The sequence below is a fragment of the Shinella sp. 20P9.1.1 genome (assembly GCF_057798995.1).
In genome coordinates this window covers 149,456-169,807 of the sequence record NZ_JBYOLC010000004.1, presented here as the reverse complement: position 1 = coordinate 169,807, position 20,352 = coordinate 149,456, and the positions used below count along the sequence as shown (strand labels likewise).

General features: G+C 63.0%; 22 protein-coding genes. 6 read left to right on the top strand and 16 right to left on the bottom strand.

The genetic code is table 11. The features are described from left to right. Positions 1–45 precede the first annotated feature (45 nt). From AC27VQ_RS08830 to AC27VQ_RS08820, 3 genes are all read right to left on the bottom strand, one after another. Entirely contained in the window at positions 46–1,566 is a 1,521-nt protein-coding gene (locus AC27VQ_RS08830) for a GumC family protein (protein ID WP_488715985.1), read from the bottom strand. 207 nt (positions 1,567–1,773) lie between these two features. Next, positions 1,774–2,847, bottom strand: a complete 1,074-nt coding sequence (locus AC27VQ_RS08825; protein ID WP_488715984.1) for a glycoside hydrolase family 5 protein — start codon at positions 2,845–2,847, stop codon at positions 1,774–1,776. A gap of 32 nt (positions 2,848–2,879) precedes the next feature. Further along, positions 2,880–4,133, bottom strand: coding sequence for a hypothetical protein (locus AC27VQ_RS08820; RefSeq protein ID WP_421590188.1), 1,254 nt, complete (start codon positions 4,131–4,133; stop codon positions 2,880–2,882). 277 nt (positions 4,134–4,410) lie between these two features. Here AC27VQ_RS08820 and AC27VQ_RS08815 point away from each other — a divergent pair, with 277 nt between their 5' ends. Next, on the top strand, positions 4,411–7,659 hold the full coding sequence (locus AC27VQ_RS08815; RefSeq protein ID WP_488715983.1) for a putative Ig domain-containing protein: 3,249 nt from the start codon (positions 4,411–4,413) through the stop codon (positions 7,657–7,659). Here the strand turns inward: AC27VQ_RS08815 and AC27VQ_RS08810 are convergent. From AC27VQ_RS08810 to AC27VQ_RS08800, 3 genes are read right to left on the bottom strand one after another with little or no spacing between them, the layout of a single operon-like run. Further along, positions 7,656–8,210, bottom strand: a complete 555-nt coding sequence (locus AC27VQ_RS08810) for a dual specificity protein phosphatase family protein (protein ID WP_488715982.1) — start codon at positions 8,208–8,210, stop codon at positions 7,656–7,658. The two genes, AC27VQ_RS08815 and AC27VQ_RS08810, sit on opposite strands and share 4 nt — an antisense overlap. Positions 8,211–8,269: 59 nt before the next feature. Next, the gene (locus AC27VQ_RS08805; RefSeq protein WP_488715981.1) at positions 8,270–8,950 is read right to left on the bottom strand and encodes a GNAT family N-acetyltransferase; all 681 of its coding nucleotides are present in this window, start codon (positions 8,948–8,950) and stop codon (positions 8,270–8,272) included. Continuing rightward, positions 8,947–9,441, bottom strand: coding sequence for a MarR family winged helix-turn-helix transcriptional regulator (locus tag AC27VQ_RS08800; RefSeq protein WP_488715980.1), 495 nt, complete (start codon positions 9,439–9,441; stop codon positions 8,947–8,949). Before AC27VQ_RS08800 ends, AC27VQ_RS08805 begins: the two co-directional genes overlap by 4 nt. Before the next feature lie 128 nt (positions 9,442–9,569). Between AC27VQ_RS08800 and arsC the strand changes: the two genes are divergently transcribed. Continuing rightward, positions 9,570–9,992, top strand: a complete 423-nt coding sequence (gene arsC / locus AC27VQ_RS08795) for an arsenate reductase (glutaredoxin) (RefSeq protein ID WP_488715979.1) — start codon at positions 9,570–9,572, stop codon at positions 9,990–9,992. Positions 9,993–9,998: 6 nt separating this feature from the next. Here the strand turns inward: arsC and AC27VQ_RS08790 are convergent, their stop codons facing one another. After that, positions 9,999–11,117 (bottom strand): hypothetical protein, encoded by a 1,119-nt coding sequence (locus AC27VQ_RS08790; protein ID WP_488715978.1) that lies wholly within the window; start codon positions 11,115–11,117, stop codon positions 9,999–10,001. 326 nt (positions 11,118–11,443) lie between these two features. Here AC27VQ_RS08790 and AC27VQ_RS08785 point away from each other — a divergent pair, with 326 nt between their 5' ends. Further along, positions 11,444–12,460, top strand: coding sequence for a LacI family DNA-binding transcriptional regulator (locus AC27VQ_RS08785; protein ID WP_488715977.1), 1,017 nt, complete (start codon positions 11,444–11,446; stop codon positions 12,458–12,460). Positions 12,461–12,462: 2 nt separating this feature from the next. Here the strand turns inward: AC27VQ_RS08785 and AC27VQ_RS08780 are convergent, their stop codons facing one another. The 4 genes from AC27VQ_RS08780 to AC27VQ_RS08765 form a co-directional block, all read right to left on the bottom strand. Then, entirely contained in the window at positions 12,463–13,506 is a 1,044-nt protein-coding gene (locus tag AC27VQ_RS08780) for a Gfo/Idh/MocA family protein (protein WP_488715976.1), read from the bottom strand. A gap of 7 nt (positions 13,507–13,513) precedes the next feature. Continuing rightward, positions 13,514–14,299 (bottom strand): ThuA domain-containing protein, encoded by a 786-nt coding sequence (locus AC27VQ_RS08775; RefSeq protein WP_488715975.1) that lies wholly within the window; start codon positions 14,297–14,299, stop codon positions 13,514–13,516. Between the two features lie 110 nt (positions 14,300–14,409). Continuing rightward, positions 14,410–14,751 carry a DMT family transporter gene (locus AC27VQ_RS08770; RefSeq protein WP_421577643.1) on the bottom strand — a complete coding sequence of 114 codons (342 nt, stop codon included), beginning with the start codon at positions 14,749–14,751 and terminating at the stop codon, positions 14,410–14,412. Positions 14,752–14,789: 38 nt separating this feature from the next. Beyond that, positions 14,790–15,350, bottom strand: coding sequence for a TetR/AcrR family transcriptional regulator (locus AC27VQ_RS08765; RefSeq protein WP_488715974.1), 561 nt, complete (start codon positions 15,348–15,350; stop codon positions 14,790–14,792). 124 nt (positions 15,351–15,474) lie between these two features. Between AC27VQ_RS08765 and AC27VQ_RS08760 the strand changes: the two genes are divergently transcribed. Together AC27VQ_RS08760 and AC27VQ_RS08755 are read left to right on the top strand one after the other, a co-directional pair. Beyond that, entirely contained in the window at positions 15,475–15,891 is a 417-nt protein-coding gene (locus tag AC27VQ_RS08760; protein WP_488715973.1) for a group II truncated hemoglobin, read from the top strand. 8 nt (positions 15,892–15,899) lie between these two features. Then, positions 15,900–16,265 carry a DUF423 domain-containing protein gene (locus tag AC27VQ_RS08755; RefSeq protein WP_488715972.1) on the top strand — a complete coding sequence of 122 codons (366 nt, stop codon included), beginning with the start codon at positions 15,900–15,902 and terminating at the stop codon, positions 16,263–16,265. A gap of 8 nt (positions 16,266–16,273) precedes the next feature. Here AC27VQ_RS08755 and hmuQ read toward each other — a convergent pair whose 3' ends face one another. The 5 genes from hmuQ to AC27VQ_RS08730 all read right to left on the bottom strand — a co-directional run bounded on the left by hmuQ (position 16,274) and on the right by AC27VQ_RS08730 (position 19,055). Further along, a complete protein-coding gene (gene hmuQ / locus AC27VQ_RS08750) occupies positions 16,274–16,588 on the bottom strand; it encodes a heme-degrading protein HmuQ (RefSeq protein ID WP_488715971.1) in 315 nt (104 codons plus the stop codon). A gap of 15 nt (positions 16,589–16,603) precedes the next feature. Continuing rightward, positions 16,604–16,843, bottom strand: coding sequence for a hypothetical protein (locus AC27VQ_RS08745; RefSeq protein ID WP_488716165.1), 240 nt, complete (start codon positions 16,841–16,843; stop codon positions 16,604–16,606). A gap of 26 nt (positions 16,844–16,869) precedes the next feature. Continuing rightward, entirely contained in the window at positions 16,870–17,262 is a 393-nt protein-coding gene (locus AC27VQ_RS08740) for a DUF2325 domain-containing protein (RefSeq protein WP_313524546.1), read from the bottom strand. A gap of 410 nt (positions 17,263–17,672) precedes the next feature. Then, a complete protein-coding gene (locus AC27VQ_RS08735; RefSeq protein WP_488715970.1) occupies positions 17,673–18,569 on the bottom strand; it encodes an energy transducer TonB family protein in 897 nt (298 codons plus the stop codon). Between the two features lie 54 nt (positions 18,570–18,623). Beyond that, positions 18,624–19,055 carry a hypothetical protein gene (locus AC27VQ_RS08730; protein ID WP_313524404.1) on the bottom strand — a complete coding sequence of 144 codons (432 nt, stop codon included), beginning with the start codon at positions 19,053–19,055 and terminating at the stop codon, positions 18,624–18,626. Between the two features lie 245 nt (positions 19,056–19,300). Between AC27VQ_RS08730 and AC27VQ_RS08725 the strand changes: the two genes are divergently transcribed. After that, a complete protein-coding gene (locus tag AC27VQ_RS08725) occupies positions 19,301–20,347 on the top strand; it encodes a hemin-degrading factor (protein ID WP_488715969.1) in 1,047 nt (348 codons plus the stop codon). Positions 20,348–20,352 lie beyond the last annotated feature (5 nt).

Genomic DNA, 20,352 nt, shown 5'->3' with positions numbered 1-20,352 from the left:
CGACCCGAGGGCCACCCTTTTCATTCGGAAGTGGAAGCGAACCCGTCACGCCTCGCGCGTCATCTTCGACAGATTGGCGCGCAGGCGGGGATTGCGGATCATCGTGCGGCCAAGCGCGATGAGGAGACCGATACCGAAGCCGGCGATGGCGCCGGCGACGAGGCCGGCGACCAGCAGCATACTGCGGCCGGGGCCATCGGCCTTCTGCGGCATGGAGGCTTCCGAGAGAACACGGATATTGCTGCGGGCGAGGTTCTTTTCCTCGCTCGTCTCGCGCACGCGCTTCAGCACGGCTTCGTAGATCTCGCGGGCAGCCGTCGCGCGGCGCTGGAGATCGTTGAGGCCGACCTGGCGCTGCTGCGTGTTGTTCTGCAGCGATTTCTGGATCGACAATTCCTTGGCGACCTGCTGCTCGGATTGCTGGGCCTGGGCAAGATCGGAGCGTGCGCGCGCGAGATTACGCTGCAGCTCGGCCTGGATCTCCGCCTGGAGCCCCTTCAGCGAGGCCTTGGCGGCCAGCAGCTGCGGATGGCGGGCGCCGAGCGCGCTTTCGAGGCTGCCGACCGTTGCGGCCTGCTGGGCGTATTGCCGGCGAAGGTCGGTCAGGGCGGACGACGCCTGATCTTGCTGGCCATTGGCCGAAATCGCGTCTTCGAGCTTGAAGTTCACGGCCGCATCCACCCGCGACTTGGCCTCGATCGACGCCTTCTGTGCCGTGGTCAAAAGCTCGTTGAGCTGCACCAGCCGCTTGTCGGCGATCAGGTTGCCGTCGGCGGTGACCATACCATTGCTGGCCTTGTAGGTCTCGACCGCCTCTTCGGCCTGCTGCACCTCTTCGCTGAGCTCGCGCAGACGGCTGTCGAGGGCGGAATTCGTGCGCTGATAGATCGAGGAAAAGGCCTGGTTCTCTTCTTCGAGGAAGGCATCGACGAGCGCGTTGGCGATATCGGCGGAAACCCCGCCGTCAGCCGTCGTCACGGAGAGCGTCACGACATAGGAACTGGATTCCAGTTCCACCGTCGCAGCCCGCTGCAACGCCGCGACGATCGCCGTCTTGCGCGATGCCGGATCGCCGGAAACGCCGGAGAACATCGGGCTGTCCAGAAGCTTCAGCTTGTCGACCACCTGCCCGATCGCCTTCGGCGAGGTCAGGATCTTCGACTGGCTGTTGATCATCGACACGATGACATCGGGCGACGCACTGCTCTGGGCATTCGTATCGCTAAGCTCGATCTGGCGCGGGTCGAAATAGAGGCTGGTCTGCGCGGTGTATTTCCGCGGCATCGTCGGGACCAGCACGCCACAAACCACCGCAAAGAGCGCCATGAGGGCCAGGATCAACAGGCGATGGCTCCAGGCGGCGCGCATGATTGTGCCGGCATCGAGCAGCGCGACGCGGGCGTCAGGGTCGGACGCCGCTGCGACACTCTCGTGCTCTTCGACCACCGTTTCCCGCACGATCTGCGGCGGCACATCCTTCTCAGCGGATGGAAGCGGCGTCTCGGAGACCCCTGCCCGCCGCGGCACGACGGCTTGGCCACCACGCGCAAGAGAACCGTCACTCACGGAACCACGCCGCGCGGTCGTATGAATTGACAGCACGGGACTGCCCCGGCGTCTGCCCGGAAGCCCTTTCAGGTCGTCGTTTTTTCCAGCTCGGCTCATCAAAAATCCAGTCGATTCGTCGGCGGGGCCGAGTCGCGATCCGGTCTGGAATCTATTGCCTTATAGTTAACGAGACGTAACCCGAGGGGATTTCCGCCCCTTCAGCCGTCAAGCCGGCGGCAGGGTCGAGCAGGCTTTTGCATCCGGTTGTTTGCCCGGTGTCAGCGGCAAAGCGGAAAGCTGCTTGCGCTCCCCCTTCGCCGTCGGCTGCACATTGTTGATCTCCTCCGGCGACCACCAATCTCCCGCCGCCCAATAGCTGAAGCCGAGCCAGGCATCAGCGTTGTCGTCGAGCGTTCTGGTCATCGCCTTGAGGCCATCAAGACAGGCTGCGTCCTGCGATCCGCCAAACTCGCCGAGAAACCCTTTTTTGCCGGTTTCGCGCAGCCAGGCCGTGACGTCGACCAGCGCGGCATTTGCCCCCTCCGCCGCCACACAGCCGGCAGCGGTGCCCGAGGAGTCGGCGTCCAGATACTGATGAAACTCGTAGGCGTAATTGTCGATCGGGTCCTTCACGCCGCGCATGATCTCCGCATTCGAACCGCCTGGATTGTCCGCCCGCCAGCTATGCGCGCCGGTCCAGCGGGTACCCGGCACAAGAACGAGGTTGCGTGCACCGACGCTGCGGATGCCGGCGATAGTGTCGTTTGCCATGCCGAGCCATTCGGAGGCGGGAATATCGTAGGGTTCGTTCATCAGGCCGAAAAGCACATCGGGCTCGTTGGCGAATTCCGCGGCAAGGCGGATCCAGAGGTCGGCAAAGGCGAAGGCCGGCACGTCGGGCGTGCCAAGCCGGGCCTTGTCGTAATAGCCGAAGGCGTGCGGATCGAGCAGCACGGTCATCCCATGATCGCGCAGCCGCTGCACGGCCGCCTTCAGCCGGTAGACCTCGGCCGCGCTCAGCGGGCTGTTCAGCGTCGGCTGTAGGCGATCCCAAGAAAAGGGAAGCCGCACGATGTTCATGCCCTTGCCGGCAAAATAGGCGACAGTCTTTTCTGAGGGGTAGATGAAGTTCTTGCCTTCGACCCCGTCGCGGTCGCCATATTCGGCGCCCGAGAGGTTGATGCCCTTGAAGCACACGCCGGCCGCCGCCGCGGGCTGCGCTGCGACGGCGAGAGCCGCAGTAAAGAGCAGGCCGGCAAACGCATGGCAGCGTATTGTCTTTGGCGGATCGATTTCCATGGAGCGCCCCAGGGACGGGTTCTGGCAAGACATCACGACAGGCTTTTCCGTGGCAGGGCAGCGGTGCTGGCGGGTACCACCGTGGGCATCATACGCGGCGCGGTCTGTTGACGGGCATAGCCCACCAGCAGCCACATCAATCCGGCGATCTTGGCGGTGAAGACCGGCGTCGCACCGATCATCAGATTGAAGAACAGGAAGATCGGCAAAGCCTGTGCCAGCCGGCGTTGCGCGGGCGTGTCGCCCGCCGGATACAGCGACACAAACAGCCAGAAAGCAATCATCGCGAAGATCGTGCCGCCATAGATGATATAGACATAGCCGCTGTCGGCATAATACGCGGCCTTTGTGGCATAGAAGCCAAGGAAGCCGAAAACATCCATCTCGGAGACGTGGCGCATGGTCACCACGATGCGACCGTTGAGATTGTCGCCCGTCGCGTTGGGATTGAGCAGGAAGATCGCGGTGCCGGCCAGCAGGATCAGTGGCATGGTCACAAGGCTCACCAGCTTCGGCACGCGCGGGAAGACAAAATATCCGCCTACGCAGACGGCGGCAAAGGTCAGCATGGTGCGCGAGGCCGTCGTCAGCAGGATCAGCACGATGCAGGCGACAAGCCACAGTTTCATCCCGCGCTTCATCTCGTCCCAGAAGAACAGCGTGTACATCATCATCACACCGCCGAAGTTCGACAGCGATACCTGCTCCAGAAACAGCGAGGAGGCGCGGTGACCGATAAGGCCGAAGCTGAGCCGTCCCTTGAAACCGAGCGCATTGCCGAACAGACCGGTCTTATCCCATTCCGGCGGCTCCAGCCCGCGCGTTGTCAGGAAGTAATAGCCGGGCTTGAAGAGATCGGCATAGAGCGTCAGCGAGAAAATCTCGCACAGCAGCACCGCCATGACAGCCGCCAGCGACAGCAGGAAGGCGGCCTTCACCGTCGCCCGGTTCGACCAGGTGCCGAGCGTAGCGAAACAAAAGATGATCAGGATATTGCGAAAATAGTCGACGAAAACCATGCGGTTGATGGCTGACATATAGATCGCCATCACTAGCGTGAAGACGGTGAAGAGAAGAACGCCGATATCCTCCTCGTAAAGCCCTTTGCGCAGGATATAGAGAAGGCCGGCAAAGAGGATGAGGATTTCCGTCAGCGCCACATGGGCAAAACCGAGCGGCATCACGTGCGCGTTGATCAACGCGAGCACGCCATTGTAGAGCACGGAAGAAACCGCGACGGCGATTATAATAAAATCGCGCGTCTCCAAGGGTCTGTTGTCTGTCACTGCACCCGATGCCGACGAATCGCTATGCAAGCACGATAACAGAGCCGCGCATCGCAAAAAAGCGATGCCGGCTGCGAAGTCAGACTGCAATCCAAAACAACCGATACGTTTATGTTCATCGCCATAAGATTGCACGCCCCTGTACAAGGTGGTAGGAGTGCTCTGTCGCCGCACGGGGAAGGCGCGGACTGCACCAGAACGGAATGACACGCACCCGGCGACTTTGTTGCCGGGGATTGGATGCTTGCGGCGTGGTCTTGCCTTTGGGGGACAGGATATGGCAGTCGCAGGCACTGACGAAATCCGCGTCAACAGCTATGTCGACGGTGAGCAGGTCGGCTTGCGCACCGCGGTGCTGGCGGATGGCGGCTGGGTGGTGACCTGGACTTCCGAAGGCCAGGACGGATCGGAGCTCGGCGTCTATCAGCAGGCCTTTTCGCCCGATGGACAGCCGGCCGGCGCCGAAACCCAGGTCAATTCGACGATAGATAACAGGCAATTCGAGCAGAAGATCGCGCCGCTGGATGGCGGCGGCTGGGTTGTGGTGTGGCAATCCTATGGGCAGGACGGCTCCGGCAACGGCATCTACCAGCAGGTTTTTGACGCAGCGGGCAATGCGGCAGGCCCGGAAACCCGGGTCAACGGGACGGTGGCCAACAGCCAGATTTCGCCTGAGATTGCCGCCCTTCCCGGCGGCGGCTGGGTCGTCACCTGGCAGTCCTACGGGCAGGATGGCGCCGGTTGGGGTATCTACCAGCAGGCCTATGACGCCGACCATCAGCCGATCGACGCCGAGACGCGGGTCAATGTCGAGCATCGCGGCGATCAATCCGGCGCCCGTATTGCCGCTCTCGAGGACGGCGGCTGGGTGGTGATCTGGCAATCGGAAAGCCAGAACCTGGCTGGTTGGGAGATCTACCAACGGCTTTTTGCCGCCGACGGCACCATCACATCCGAAACGCGTGTCCATCTCGCGAATGCCGGAGACCAGACGGATGCGCAGATCATGCCGCTTCCGGATGGCGGATGGGTTGTCGCATGGCAATCGCCCGGCGCTTCCGGCCTTGACGTTTTCCAGCGGGTCTTCAATTCCGATGGGACGGCCCGCACCCAGGATATCCGCGTCAACAGCCACGAGGCCGGCGACCAGACCCTGCCGCAGATCACCGCGCTTACCAGCGGCGGATGGGTTGTCACCTGGCAATCCGCGGGTCAGGACGAGGAGTTCGGCACCGGCATCTACCAGCAGGTCTTCGACATCAATGGCGATGCAGTCGGCGCGGAAAGACAGGTCAACACCTATACACCTTCCGATCAGGCAGCACCGCAGATCACCACGCTTTCGGGCGGCGGATGGGTCGTCACCTGGACATCCTTCCAGCAGGACGGCGATGGCGGAGGCGTCTATCAGCAGGCCTTCAACGCTGATGGCGAGGCCATCGGCGGCGAAATCCGCGTCAACATTTATATGGCCGGAAGCCAGCTCTTGCCCGAAGTAAGAGCGCTTGCAAACGACGCCTGGGTCGTCGTCTGGGAATCCGGGGACCAGGATGGCTCCAACAAGGGTGTCTACCAACGCATCTTCTGGATCAACGATGCGCCGACGGCAAAGGCAATTCCACAGCAGACTGCGACAGAGGAGCAAGCCTTCAGCTTCACGCTTGCGGCAGATACGTTCAAGGATCCGGATACGTTCGACACCTTCATCCGCAGCGCCAAACTGACGAGCGGAGCATCGCTTCCCGCCTGGCTGCATTTCGATCCGGCGACGGGAAAATTTTCCGGAACGCCTGGCAATGACGATGTCGGCACCCTGCTCATCCGCGTGACGGCGACCGATACGAGCGGCGCAACCGGGTCGACGGTTCTCAAGCTCCTCGTGCAGAACGTGAACGACGACCCGCAGGTCGCGGCTGCTATACCCGCGAAGACCGCGACCGAGGACAAGGCGTTTTCCTACACCATTCCCTCGGGCACCTTCATCGATCCCGACAAATCCGACGTGCTCACCTATAGCGCGAAGCTCGCAAACGGCAGTGCCCTGCCCGGTTGGCTCACCTTCAATGCCACGACACGCACCTTTTCCGGCACGCCCGACAACGACGCCGTCGGTACCCTCAACATCCGCATGGTCGCCACGGACTTGAGCGGGCGGACGGCGCAAACCACCTTTACGCTCACCGTCGCCAATGTGAACGACGCCCCTCAGGTCGCCACCACCATTCCGGCACGGGTTGCGACCGAGGACAAGGCCTTTTCCTACACCATTCCCTCGGGCACCTTCATCGATCCCGACAAATCCGACGTGCTCACCTATAGCGCCAAGCTCGCAAACGGCAGCGCCCTGCCCGGCTGGCTCAAATTCAACGCCGCCACCCGCACCTTCTCCGGCAGGCCCGACAACGGCGCCGTGGGCACTCTGATCATCCGCATGGTCGCCACGGACTCGAGCGGAAGCACGGCGCAAACCACCTTCACGCTCACCGTCGCCAATGTGAACGACCGGCCAACGCTGCCTGCAACCTTCGCTGCTGCCACCTTCGAGAATGCGCCCCTGGCCATCGATGTCTTGTCGCGCGCGCATGATGACGACGGCGACGTGCTCAAAGTCACCGCCGCATCCGTCCGCTCCGGTTTCGGCAGCGTATCCATCACCAAGGACGGCCGGTTGCTGTATGATCCGACGCTTGCCGCCAACCAGAATATCGGCACCGGCGAGGCCAAGGCCGTCGTCATCCGCTATACGGTTTCCGATGGTAAGGGCGGCACAGCGACGGGCGATATCACCCTGACGGTCAAAGGCATTTCGCCTGATATCTTCAAGGGCGGTGCGGGCAACGACATGCTGCGCGGCAGCAAGGACGGCGACATTCTCTATGGCTATGCCGGCCATGATACGCTCGATGGCGGCGCGGGCGCCGATCGACTCTATGGCGCGACCGGCAACGACACCTACATCATCGACAATCTGAAGGACGTAACGGTTGAAAACGCCAATGAAGGCATCGACCTCATCAAGGCCTCCGTCAGCTGGACTCTTGCCGCAAACACCGAGAACCTGACGCTGACGGGCACGGCCCGCATCAACGGAACGGGCAACACGCTGGCAAACAAGCTGATCGGCAATGCTGGCAACAACGTGCTCGACGGGCGCGCCGGCGACGACACGCTGACGGGCGGCCGAGGTGCCGATTCCCTCTATGGCGGAGCGGGCAAGGATATCTTCGTGTTCCTCACCACAGCGGATTCCACCCTCGCGGCGAGCGGGCGCGACACGATTTTCGACTTTACCAAGGGCGACAGGATCGACCTGCGCTCCCTCGATGCGAACCTGAAGATCGCCGCCGATCAGGCTTTTGTCTTCATCGGCACGGAGAAATTTCACAAGAAGGCAGGCGAGCTGCGTTACGACAAGGCGCTCTCCGGCACCTATATTTACGGCGATACGAATGGCGACGGCCTTGCCGACTTCGCCATCCATCTCGACGACCCCATCGTCCTGGCGAAGGGTGATTTTCTGCTCTAGCTTCCCGCCGTTTCCAGCGCCTCCCAGCTTTCGTCCATGGCATAGGTCGGCGACAGAAACGGGATTCCGATATGGCCATAGCGCACGGAAAGCTGCCCCTCGGCCGTCTCCTCGTCCACCTTGGCAATCTTGGCGAGATAGATGACGGAGGCAAGGCCCGTGCGGTCGGCACCCGACCGGCAATGAATGAGGATCGGCCGCGGCGCATCCTTCAGGATCGCCACGAGCCGCGCCGCGCCGTCCGCGTCCAGGTGCTGGTCGGCGACCATCGGGAAATCGACGAGCCCGATGCCCAGGCGTTTTGCCGTTGCCGCCTCCTCGTCGTACCAGGCCTCCTTTTCGTGCCGGCCGCGCAGGTTGATGATCGTGCGGATGCCGTAGCGTCCGGCATAGCCTGTGATGTCGGCGGCCGTTGGCTGGTTCGAGCGATAGACCTCGCCCGGCACGACGGCTGCGAAATTGCCCGTCAGTTGAATACTCACGAGATAGCTGCCAATCGCCACAGCGCCGATGCCGAGGAAGAGCATCGCCTTTTTGAGAAAACCGTTCATCTGCGATCCTGCCGTTGTTGGCGGCAAAATCGATGATGTGGCTGACAGGGCGCTGAACGTCAGTCAGGCCGGCGTAGCGCCGCCACATGCATGGACCGGCGCAGCGAAAAGCCGATCGTCTCGTAAAGACCGATGGCGGCCGTATTGCTGGCAAAGGCATGCAGGTAGGGCTGTGCGCCGGCCTCCACGATCTTAGCGGCGACATGAAGCGACAGGCGCCGCGCATAGCCCTTGCCGCGATGATCGGGATGGGTGCAGACGCCGCTGAGCTCGGTGTAGTCAGGCTGCTTCATGCGCTCGCCTGCCATGGCGACGATGCGCCCACCCTCGCGCACACCCCAGAAACGGCCGAGCGCCTGCGATTTCAGTGAAAACGGACCGGGCTTGGTGAGCGTGGCGAGCGCCATCATCTCCTCGGCATCATCAGCGCCGAGCGCCACGATGGCTTCGTCCGGCGCGACGGCCGGAACATGTTGCGCGATCATCTGCACCGCCTCCGTGGCGACCAGCGTTTCAAAGCCGGAGGGCGGCAGGACAGGATCGGCCTGGAGAAAATAGAGCGTTTCACCGGGCCGCACGAGGGGCGCGAAATCGACCGCGGCCTGCGGCGTGTCCTCCGCCGTTCCCGCAAGCGACAGGAACCCCGGTGCATAGCGGCGAGCAAGGCCGTCACCTTCGGCAAGCGGTGCATGGACGGTTGAAAGCGCGCTCCAGATCGGCCGGTCGAGCAAGGTGTTCATGGGCGGTTTCCCTCCTTATCGCGGGCGCGGCGGTGCAGCGGCTTTTCCTGCAAGGAATCCTCCATCTGATCGAGCCGGTCGAGAAGGCTGCCATCGAGGGCGTCGCAGACCTCGCGCACCGCTGCCTCGATCGCCGGCCAGATTTCCCGTTTCGAACGGGCGATCAGCGCCGCCCCTTCCAGTGTCAGCGAGAGACGGCGAATGCGCTGGTCGCCCTTTTCCTTACGTGCGGTGAGGTAGCCGGCCTCCGCCAGCAGGCCCGCCGCACGGGTGACACCCGGCTGGGTAACGCCGAGCGCCTCCGAGAGCTCGCCGATGGACAGCGGCCCCAGCCGATCGATGGCTGCCAGCAACGGGTACTGCCCGGCCTGCAGATCCACGTCCATATGTTCCATGATGCGCTGGGTATCCGCCTGCACCTGCTCGCCGATACGCTTCAGGCGACTGCCGAGGCAGAGATAGCCGAGCGCTCTTACAATATCGTCCGTCATAACTTCATTCCCATTTATATAACAAGTTATATTACTGCTTATGCGACTCGTCAAGACGTACCCGGCTTGACGATTGCCGCACGACGCGTATGCCTTCCCACACAGTGCTTGAGAAAAGGCCAGCGCCCATGGACGCAACGATCTATCACAATCCGAAATGCGGCACCTCGCGCAACACGCTGGCGCTCATCCGCAATGCCGGCCTGGAGCCGAAGGTCATCGACTATCTCGCGACCCCGCCATCCAAGACGGAGCTGTCGGCAATAATCGCAGCGGCAGGACTGACCGTCCGCGCGGCGCTGCGCGAGAAAGACACGCCCTATGCATCGCTCGGCCTTGCCGACCCTGCCCTCTCCGACGATGCCCTGCTTGACCACATGATCGCCCAACCGATCCTCATCAACCGGCCCTTCGTCGTGACGCCGCTGGGCACACGGCTCTGCCGGCCGTCCGAAAAGGTGCTGGACATCCTTCCGGACACACACAAAGGCCCCTTCGCGAAAGAAGACTGCGAGAAGGTCATTGGCGAAGACGGTAAGCGTCTGGTCTAAGACTGCTCACACCTCGGCGGGCAGCCTGTTGACGGCAAGCCCGAACGCCCTGCGCAGCCGGGCCTCGCTTTGCCGCGCGAAATCCTGTGCCATGCGCCGCCCCCGCTGCGCATCGCGCGGCGGCAACGGGCCGGCGAGGCGCAAGGCGACACCCTCCGCCGTCGCGGCGACATGCGGGATGTTTTCGATGACCGCGAGGCGGTGCGCCAACGATCCCTCCCGCACGACGACGGGAATGCCGAGCTGCGCTGCCCGCCCCAGGACCCCGGTGGCGTGATCGCCTGACGGCGGATAGAGGCACCAGACCGCATCGCTCGCCGCATAGGCGCCGAGCAGCTCGGCATCCGAGAGGGCCCTATCGACCACCACCCCGCCCGCCGCGCGGAACGCGTCGGCGCAATGGGCCAGTCCCCGTTCCACCCGGCCGCAAGCGATGAAGCGGAAACGGTCGCGCAGCGCCGCACAACATCCATAACTTTCACTGAAAAGTGCAAACCCCTTGCGCGCGCTTTGCCGGCCAAGGGACGTCAGGACCAGACGGTCACCCGGCTGCCGTTCGCGCCGCAGGTGGTCCACCGCCTCACGCTCTTCATCCCTCAGATCCCAGAGTTCGATATCGTAAATCCAGTCCTTTGCAACGAAAGCGGCAGCCGGAAGCACCGTGAAGGGAAGGATCGTCAGCGTCTGAACCGCATCCAGCCGCTTGAGCCCGTGCAGCAGTCTGCGCTTGATCCGGCAGCGCCAGCGCTTCGACGCCACAAGCGGCAGGGGACGCAAGAGCAATCCCGCCGTCCGCCTGCCAATGGCCGCGCGCAACAGGCAGAGGACGAGATAGGACAGGAAAGCCTCCTCGATCATCAGGAAAAGCACGGGGCCGCGCGACAGAAGGATCTCACCCAGACCAGCCCGCCGGGCACCGAACAACCGCTCCAATGTGCGAAGATAGGCCGGCCGGCGCCCGGCTGGCGTGGCGCCGTAAACACGGAGCGGTTCGGGGCGCTGCGCCGGCCGAGCCGTCCACGCCCAACGGAACCAGTTGTTTGCCGGCTTCCGTCCGTCTTCTGCCGCCAGATCCGTTCGCACAGACGGACCTGCTGCGACCGGCTCATCTGTGCCTGCCCGCATGGGTCTTCCCCCGAAGATGACTGCAAAGCGTTCCGTGCTCATCTGCCCGGAAAGACGTTTCTTGCCGCAGGCGCAATTGCGCCCGCGCGTTCTCAAATCCGCATGCGCGTCGGGTCGAAAACCACCCGGAAACACAACCTAATCGTTAATAATATTAACCTTAGCGTGCTTATTTGAGAATACAAGCGGGGGCATGCAACCTCGCGTCACGTTTTGAAAACGCGATGGACATCCGCAGAGAGATTTGTGAGCCACCCTACCCCATCGCTTGCCGCTCCAGCGCCGAGGGTTCATAAAGGCCGGGAACCGACCGCCAGGGACCAAGGATGAACCTCAAGGAATTTGCCGCTCGCATCGGCCTGTCCCAGACGACGGTAAGCCGTGCAATGAGCGGATATCCGGAGGTGAAACCCGAGACGCGCACCCGTGTGCTGGACGCCGCCGAACGGCTGGGCTATCGGCCGAACAACAGCGCGCAGCGATTGGCAACCGGCCGGGCCGGCGCGATCGGCATCGTCTTTCGGGGCGGTGGGCGGTTTGGGCCGCATTCCAGCGAATTCATGGGCGGCCTTTCGACACGGCTTCAGAAAGACGGCATCGATATTCTCGTCTCGACCGTCGAGACGGACGAGGACGAGGCCGCCGCCTATCGAAGGCTCGCGGCCAGCAAGCGCGTGGATGCGGTGATCGTGCATACGCCCGCCTGCACGGATGCCCGCATCGCGCTTCTGCAAACACTCGGCCTGCCCTTCGTGGTGCACGGGCGCAGCGAGGCCAAAAAACCCTTCGCCTTTCTCGACATCGACAATTTCGGCGCCATCGAAACGGCGACCCGCCACCTTGCCGATCTCGGCCACCGCCGCATCGCTCTGATCAACGGCGACACCGTCAGCACCTATGCGCGCGACCGGAGCGACGGTTTTCACGCGGCACTTGCCGCTCGCGGCCTGCCGTTCGATCCCGATCTGACAGGCCATGGCGAATTCACCGACGAGACCGGTTTCCGTCTGATGCAGGCCTTCCTCACCCTGCCCGCCCCGCCCACCGCGGTCATCGCGGGCTCGATGATGTCGGCGCTCGGCGCCATGCGGGCGATCCGTATTGCGGGACTGACCGTCGGGCACGACGTTTCGCTCATCGCCCATGACGATGTGTTCCCCTATCTGAGCCCAGACAATCTCGTGCCCGGTGTCACCACGACGCAATCGCCGATCCGCGCGGCGGGCGAGCGGATCGGCGACATGGTCTTGCAGCTGTTGCAGGGGAAAGCGGTCGAGACCTTGCAGGAGGTATGGCCCGTCGAGTTCATCATCCGCGGCTCGACAGGTCCGGCGCCGGGCTGATCTCAGACCTTCATTTCCCGGCGCTCCTTCTCGGTCTCGATGGCGAGATCGAGGATTTTTTGCAGTTCCGCGGCATGGCGGAAGCCGGGCTCGACCTGTTCGCCGGCCGCAACCGCCGCCGCGAAACGCTGGTAGTTCGTCGGCACCGTGCCGGCGTCGAGATCGCGCCATATGGCCTTTTCGACATCCTCGCCCAGGCAGCCGCGCAACTGCGAACCCTCGGTCGAATGGATGACCTCCAGCGCGCCCTTGTCGCCATGCATGCGCAGGCGAAGTTCGTTGAGATGGCCCGTCGCCCAGCGGCTGGAATGGATGACACCGAGCGCGCCATTGGCGAAATCGACGGTCATGGTGAAGCTGTCATTGGCATCGAGATCATATTCGCCGATGCGATTGTCCGGCGCCTTGTCGAAGGCTTTCATCCGGGCGAAGACATGTTCCACATCGCTGCCGGCACCGTAGCTCGCAAAGTCGAGAATATGGATGCCGACATCGCCGAGCACGCCGTTTGAGCCATGCCGGGTGGATAGCCGCCAGAGCCATTGGCTTTCCGTGGCCCAGTTGCCCCAGGCCTTGGAGACGAGCCAGCTTTGCAGATAAGACGCCTCGACATGGCGCACGCGACCGATCTCGCCCGCCAGCACCATTTCGCGTGCCTTCTGCAAGGGCGCGACGTTGCGGTAGGTGAGGTTCACCATCGTGACAAGGCTGGAAGTCTCGGCTGCGCGCGCCATCTCGTCGGCCTTGGCGTAGTTTTCCGCCAGCGGCTTTTCGCACATGACATGTTTTCCCGCCGCCAGCAGCGCCAGCGTCGTCGGGTGGTGCGCGCGGTCGGGCGTCACATTGGTCGCCGCGTCGAAATCGCCCCAGGCGATCGCCTCTTCCAGCGAGGTGAAGACGTTGGGAATGCCGTGTGTCTCGGCGAAGGCTTTCGCCCGCGACGGATCGACATCGACCGCGCCGACCAGTTCGACGCCGTCGATTGCGGCAAAATGCTGGGCATGGCTGTTGGCCATGCCGCCGGTTCCAAGAACGAGAAGACGCATGAAAACCTCAGCGATATCCGGCTTCGCCGGCCTGGTGGAGTCTCGGGCCGCGCTCGACGATCGGCTCCAGCGCCGCTTCGACGGGTACGTTCGGTGCGTCATGGATCGCCGTATAGGTACCCTGCGGGTTGAAGGCCCATTTCACGCCGTTGACCAGCACCTTCTGCACATTGGCATCGTGGTAGGTCGGATAGGTCTCGTGGCCGGGACGGAAATAGAAGATGTTGCCCGCACCGCGACGCCAGGTCAGGCCCGAGCGGAAAACTTCACCGCCGGCAAACCACGAGATGAACACCGTCTCCAGCGGTTCGGGAACGGAAAACTGCTCGCCGTACATTTCCTCGTTTTCGAGAACGAAATTGTCGCCGAGGCCTTCAGTAATCGGATGGCGCGGATTGATGTTCCACAGACGCTCGCGCTCGCCGGCCTCGCGCCATTTCAGCGCGCAGGGAGTGCCCATCAGTCTCTTGAAGATCTTCGAGAAATGGCCGGAATGCAGCACGAGCAGGCCCATGCCCTCCCAGACGCGCTTTGCGACACGCTCGACCACCGCATCATCGACGGCACCGTGATCCTTGTGGCCCCACCAGAGAAGCACGTCCGTCTCGGCAAGGCGCGCTTCCGTCAGGCCGTGTTCCGGTTCCTGCAAGGTCGCGGTCTTCGCCGAAATTGCGGGGTCCGTGTTCAGCGCGTCAGCGATCGTGTTGTGCATGCCGTTCGGATAGATCGAGCGGACGATCTCGTTCGTCTGCTCGTGGATGTTCTCACCCCATACGATGGTCCGGATTGCCATGGGTCTTTACCTCTCGAAGCCGTAAAATTGAAAGCGGTTTCAATTCTGCGGAATCGATAAGGCCGGTCCCCACTTTTTGCAAGCGGGGTCCGTTTCGATTCCAGCCTCTTTCAATGAAATGTCGACTTGGAGAAAAGGTTCAGCACGAGAACGCCAGCAATGATCAGCCCCAGACCGGCAATGGCGGCGAAATCGAGCTTCTGACCGAAGACGAAATAGCCGACGGCCGAGATCAGCACGATGCCGAGGCCGCTCCAGATCGCATAGGCGATACCAACAGGCACGTAGCGCAGGCTCCACGACAGGAAGAAGAAAGCGATGGCGTAGCAGACGACCATCATCGTGGTCGGTACGACGCGGGTAAAGTGCTGTGCGGCCTGCATGGCGGAGGTGCCGAGCACTTCGAAGACGATGGCGACGACGAGGACGGCATAGACGGTGGTGAGGTTCATGGGTCTGTCTCCGGCGCGGGGGCGCCCAAAAAATCCGGTCAGAGGCGTGAGATCGCCAGTAGCTTGTCCATCATCGCGGCGCGCGTTGCAGCATCCATGCTCGGCGAGCCCAGGAGATCGGCAAGCCAGAGACCATCCACCGCATAGCGCACCAGCATGGCATCGAGCGTGGAGTCCGTGCCGACATTCTCCGAGAGATGGCGATCCACCCATTGTCGCCAGCGTTCGCGCAGATGCGGCTCGGAAATCAGCGCGATCGTCAGCACCTGCCACTTCTCGCCATCCGCCAGGCCCTCGGGCTGGAAGAACACCGCGATATAGGCGCGGGTGAAGCGGCCCTTCGGCTCGGGGTCGTCGCGCATCTTCTCCGCCAGCGCCTGGTCAAGCTTGTCGGTGAGATCGGCGAAGAGGCCATCGAGCAACGACAGCTTGTTGGGAAAGTGATGCAGCAGCCCGCCCTTGCTGACCCCTGCGGCCTGCGAGACCGCGTCGAGCGTCACGCTTCCCGGCCCCTTCTCCAGCGACAGTTTCGCCGCGACCTCCAGCAGTTGCTGGCGGACGGCTTCGGGGTGTTTCTTGCGGTGATGTGCCTGGCTCATTCATAAAACATACCGTCTGGACGGTTTCTTGTCAATGAGCGGAAATACCGGCCTTTGACACGCTTCGTCGCACCGGGCTGGCGCGGCATTGCCTGCGGCAGACCACGGCGCTAAGACCTGAACCATGACGGAGACGAACGAGAACCAGAGCCAACAGGGCGAGACGGTCACGCTTTACGAGGCGATCGGCGGCGATGCGGCTGTGCGTGCCCTGACGCGCCGCTTCTACGAACTGATGGACACATTGCCGGAAGCCGCGCGCTGCCGCGCCATTCACCCACCGAATCTTTCCGGCAGCGAGGAAAAGCTCTACGAATATCTGACGGGCTGGCTCGGAGGTCCGCCGCTCTATAAGGACAAACGCGGCCACCCCATGCTGCGCCGCCGCCATTTCGCGGCTCCGATCGGCCCGGCCGAGCGTGACGAATGGCTGCTCTGCTTCGTGCGGGCGCTGGAAGAAACTGTGCCGAGCGAAGGGCTGCGCAAGATCATTCTCGAGCCCGTCACGCGGCTCGCGCATCATATGCAGAACCAGGAATAGGAAGCCCCATGTCGTTTTCGCTACGCTCCGCCAGCCTTCTCGTCGCCGGCCTGATGGGGCTGACGGGCGTCGTCACCGCGGCTGCCGCTTCCCATGGTAGCGACCCGCGCCTGATGGCCGGCGCCTCCGCCATGTGCATGGCCCATGCGCCAGCGCTGATCGCGCTCTATGCCGCGTGGCCGTCAATGCGTGCGGCACCCTTCGCCGCTATCCTGCTGGCGCTCGGCACGGCGCTTTTCGCCGGAGACCTCGTCTTCCGCCATTCGACGGGATACGGGCTCTTCCCGATGTCGGCCCCGACGGGCGGCGTGATCATGATGGCGGGCTGGCTGGTGGTCACGCTCGCACCGTTCCTGCCGAAAAAAGACGGCTGAGACGAACCTCAGGCACCTTCGACGACGCTGAAACCTTCGAATTTCGGCGGGCCGAGATAGATGGCCTTGTTGTCGGCGGCATTCTTGTGCGCCTGCCGAAAATTCTCCGATTTCGTCCAGGCGACGAAGTCCTCCTTGCTCGCCCAGACCGAATGGGAGGCGAAGAGGGTAAAGCCTTCCTCGGCATTGGTATCGCCCCGCAGCAGGTGGAAGGACTGGAAGCCCGGCATTTCGGCCAGGCTCGAATCCCGCCCCTTCCAGATGGCCTCGAAAGCCTCTTCGTGGCCGATGGCAATCCGGAAGCGGTTCATGGCGAAGAACATGGGAAGACCCTGCGGTTAGACGGAATCCCGCCGTATCAGGCGCGGTGCCGGGAAGGCTACGACATTGTCGTTGCGCGCTTCAAGTCCATTCAGCCCCTCGAAACTCGCCGCCCGCACCGGCGGGCGGGCGCTCGCCAGCGGAAATTCCGTGACATTCTCGCTTGCCAGCATGTCCGCGCGGCGGGTCAGGAGGGCATACAATTCCGGCACCAGGCCGTCGCCGTTCTGTGCGGCCAGCTTGTGCAGGCCGATCATCATGAAGGCTTCGGGTCTTTCGTCACTCACTGCGCAGTGTCTCCCTGGCTCATGCTCTGCAGGGCGCGCTCGAAGGAGGATTTGCTGCCGTTGCGCAGCGGCACGAAGGCCTTCTCCCACTTCTTGCAGCCCGTCTTCACGCGGATGCAGGCATCATGGCTGATACAGTCGATGGGGCAGAAGACGCAGTCGACCGAGGGCAGCACGTTGTCGATACGCGACACCGCCTCGCGCAGGCCGCCGTCGTGGTGGATAAGGTTGGCGCCGTAGGAACTGGCGATCTGGCGCAGATGCGCCACCTGGCAATCCCGGCCGCCGACATAGAGAAAGCTGCGCCCTTCGAGCCCCGCCTTGGCATCGGCCTTGTCGTCGGTTTCTGCCTCACGGCGGGCCTGCTGCTGCCTGTGCTTCTCGCGCATTGCCTTCCTCTCCGCTTCGCCGGTCCGGCGCTTGACTTTGCTGACTTCGACACTGCGCGGCGCTTGCACCGCCTTCACTTCGACAGGCACAGCCGCTTGAACGGCCGGTGCGACCACGGGGGCATTCTGCGCTGCCGCCGCCATCTGCTTCTTCAGCGCATTGAGCTGACGCTCCAGATCGGCGATCCGCCGGTCGCGCTCGGCAATCGCCGCTTTCAGGACCGCTTCGATGCGGCCAGCCGTCATTCCATTCATGCAGCATTCCCCTTTGGAACTCCGCATCGACGGAGCCTCAGTTCGGCTGCAACCTACAAAACATGAGTTTAAGAGTAAAGTATAAACATGACCATAAAAGTCATATTTTAGCGCAAAAAATTCCCACCTGAACGTGCCGGGCGGGAATGAAGGTCTCAGTTGAAGACGATCGGTACGTTGAACGCCCAGGACGAGCGTCCGGCAGCCTCCGGAATCTTCGCGAAGGGTGCGGCGCGCTGCACCGAATCGAGGGCCGCCCGGTCAAGTGCTGCGCTGCCGGAGCTGCGCGCGACGCGAATGCCGCTCGCCTGCCCGCCGGAGCTGACGGTGAAGCTCACCACCACGCTGCCGCGCTCGCCACCCGAAACGCGCTTCTTGGCGCGATTGATCTTGTTGCGCACCTTGCCCGGATAGTTGCCGACAGCAGCATTGCCGGCCGATGAGGAATTGCCCTTCTTCTGGCCGCCGACGGCCGCGCTCTTTACATCTGCCGAGCCATCGACCTCGCCGCGCGTGGCGTTCTGCTTGGCCTTGCCCTTCTCTCCGGCTTTCTTGACCGGCTTTTCCTTCGGCTTCTTGCGCTCGACCTTTTTGACCGGCTCTTCCTTCTTCACCTCGGGAACCGGCTTGATCTCCTCTTCAGGCTCGATCTCAGGCTTGATCTCGGGAACCGGAACAGCGGCGATCTCCACCTCGGCGGAGGGGACGATCAGTTCCTGCACCGGCTCGGATACGACGGGATCGATCGGCGAAACGATCTCAGTCGTCTCGGACTGGATCTCGGTCGGCTGGATTTCCGCGACTTCCTGCGGCTCGGGCTCGGTGACGTCAGGCTCGATCGTCTCGGGCTTGATGACATCCTCGGGATTGCCGGATTCCACGGCCTCGAAGGCGCCATTGCCCAGCATCGCCACTTCCGCGACGACGCCACCGGCAATCAGAGCCTGCTCCTCGTCAGGCGCCGGCGCCATGGTCAGGATGGCTGCCGCCGTTGCGTGGGCCACCAGGGAAAGCACACCGCCGCCGACCCAAAGCCACTTGCTACCAGACATCGTACTCACCCGTCATTCCGTTTACGCATTCGGCGCGTCCTGCGCCCGAGAGTGTCAGCCTTCCAGGCCGGCCGCCGCCTTGCTGCCCGTGACGATGCCATCCATGCAGCGCCCCTTCTCCACGCCCGCACCCTCGCAGACCGGGGCATCGTTGATCAGCAGGTTCTTCACGCCCTCGCACTTGATGCCCGGCACGTCGAACTGGCGCACCTTGGACTTGCCGGCCGGCAGGTCGCGGAAATCAAGCAGCGCCAGGCGCTCGACCGTGCCCTTGTCGTTGAAGATGACGAATTCGAAGGAGACCTTGGAAAGATCCTGCGCCAGCCCGTTGCCGGCGACGAAGGTGAAGAGGCAACCCTTCTGCGAGCTCGCCAGTGCATTCAGCTCCACATCCAGCCCCTTGGCGGCCGAAGCCTCCTCAGCACCAGCGCCGGAAACGGCGGCAACGGACAGGAGGGCGGAAAGCAGAAGCGTGCGCACGGTCATGGGGGTCGCCTGTTCGAATACGGTTCGGGTGCCGGCCGACGGTCACGGCCACGATCATCACCGGCGCGTCGGAAGAATTAACATGAGTTTTACGCACCGGTATTGCGTGCATAGATAAATATGAGTAATGAAGTCAAGATAGTAATTGCCAATTTCCCGGCAAACCACTGTTCCGCCTCGATAATTTTCCAGCGGAAAAGATTGGATATGGGAAGGCACCCTGTATTGCGACGAAGGCCGAGCCCATGACCGAAACGACACGACCGACCCCCGCCGAAATCCGCGCCTTCCGCGCCGAGAACCCCAAGATGCGCGAGCGCGACATCGCCGCCCAGCTCAACATCTCGGAAGCCGCGCTCGTCGCGGCCGAAGTCGGCCTGACCGCGATCCGCATCGATGCCGATGCCAACCGCTTCCTCGAGCGCTCCGAGGCGCTCGGCGAGATCATGGCGCTGACCCGCAACGAGAGCGTCGTGCACGAGAAGATCGGCGTTTTCGAGAAGATCACCACCGGCAAACATGCCTCGATCGTGCTCGGCGAAAACATCGACCTGCGCATCTTCCCCGGCACCTGGGCGCATGGCTTCGCCGTCACCAAGACGGATGGTGATCAGGTTCGCCGCAGCCTGCAGTTCTTCGACAAGGCCGGCATGGCCGTGCACAAGGTGCATCTGCGCCCCGCCTCCAATCTCGAAGCCTATGAGGCGATCGTCGCCGACTTCCGCCTGGAAGACCAGTCGCAGGATTTCGTCGAAATCCTCCCCAACAAGGTCGAGGAGACCGGCCCGGTCGACGTCGCGGCGTTGCGCGAAAACTGGGCGGCGATGACCGATACGCACCAGTTCTTCGGCCTGCTGCGCAAGCTGAAGATCGCCCGCCAGGATGCCGTGCGCAGCGTCGGCGAGGACTTTGCCCATGAAGTGCGCGCGGATGCCGTCGGCGATCTCCTGCGCGGTGCCGCCGAGCGCGATGCCGACATCATGTGCTTCGTCGGCAATCACGGCACGATCCAGATCCACACTGGCACCGTGAAGAACATCCAGCCGATGGGCCCGTGGCTCAACGTGATGGACCCGACCTTCCACATGCACCTGCGCATGGAACACATCGCCGAGTGCTGGGTGGTGCGCAAGCCGACCGTCGACGGTTTTGTCACCTCGCTGGAAGCCTATGACGCCAGCGGCGAGATGATCATCCAGTTCTTCGGCAAGCGGAAGGAAGGCATGACCGAGCGCGCCGACTGGCGCGAGATCCTCGACAGCCTGCCGCGTCCCGACAGCGTCGCTGCCTAAAAAGG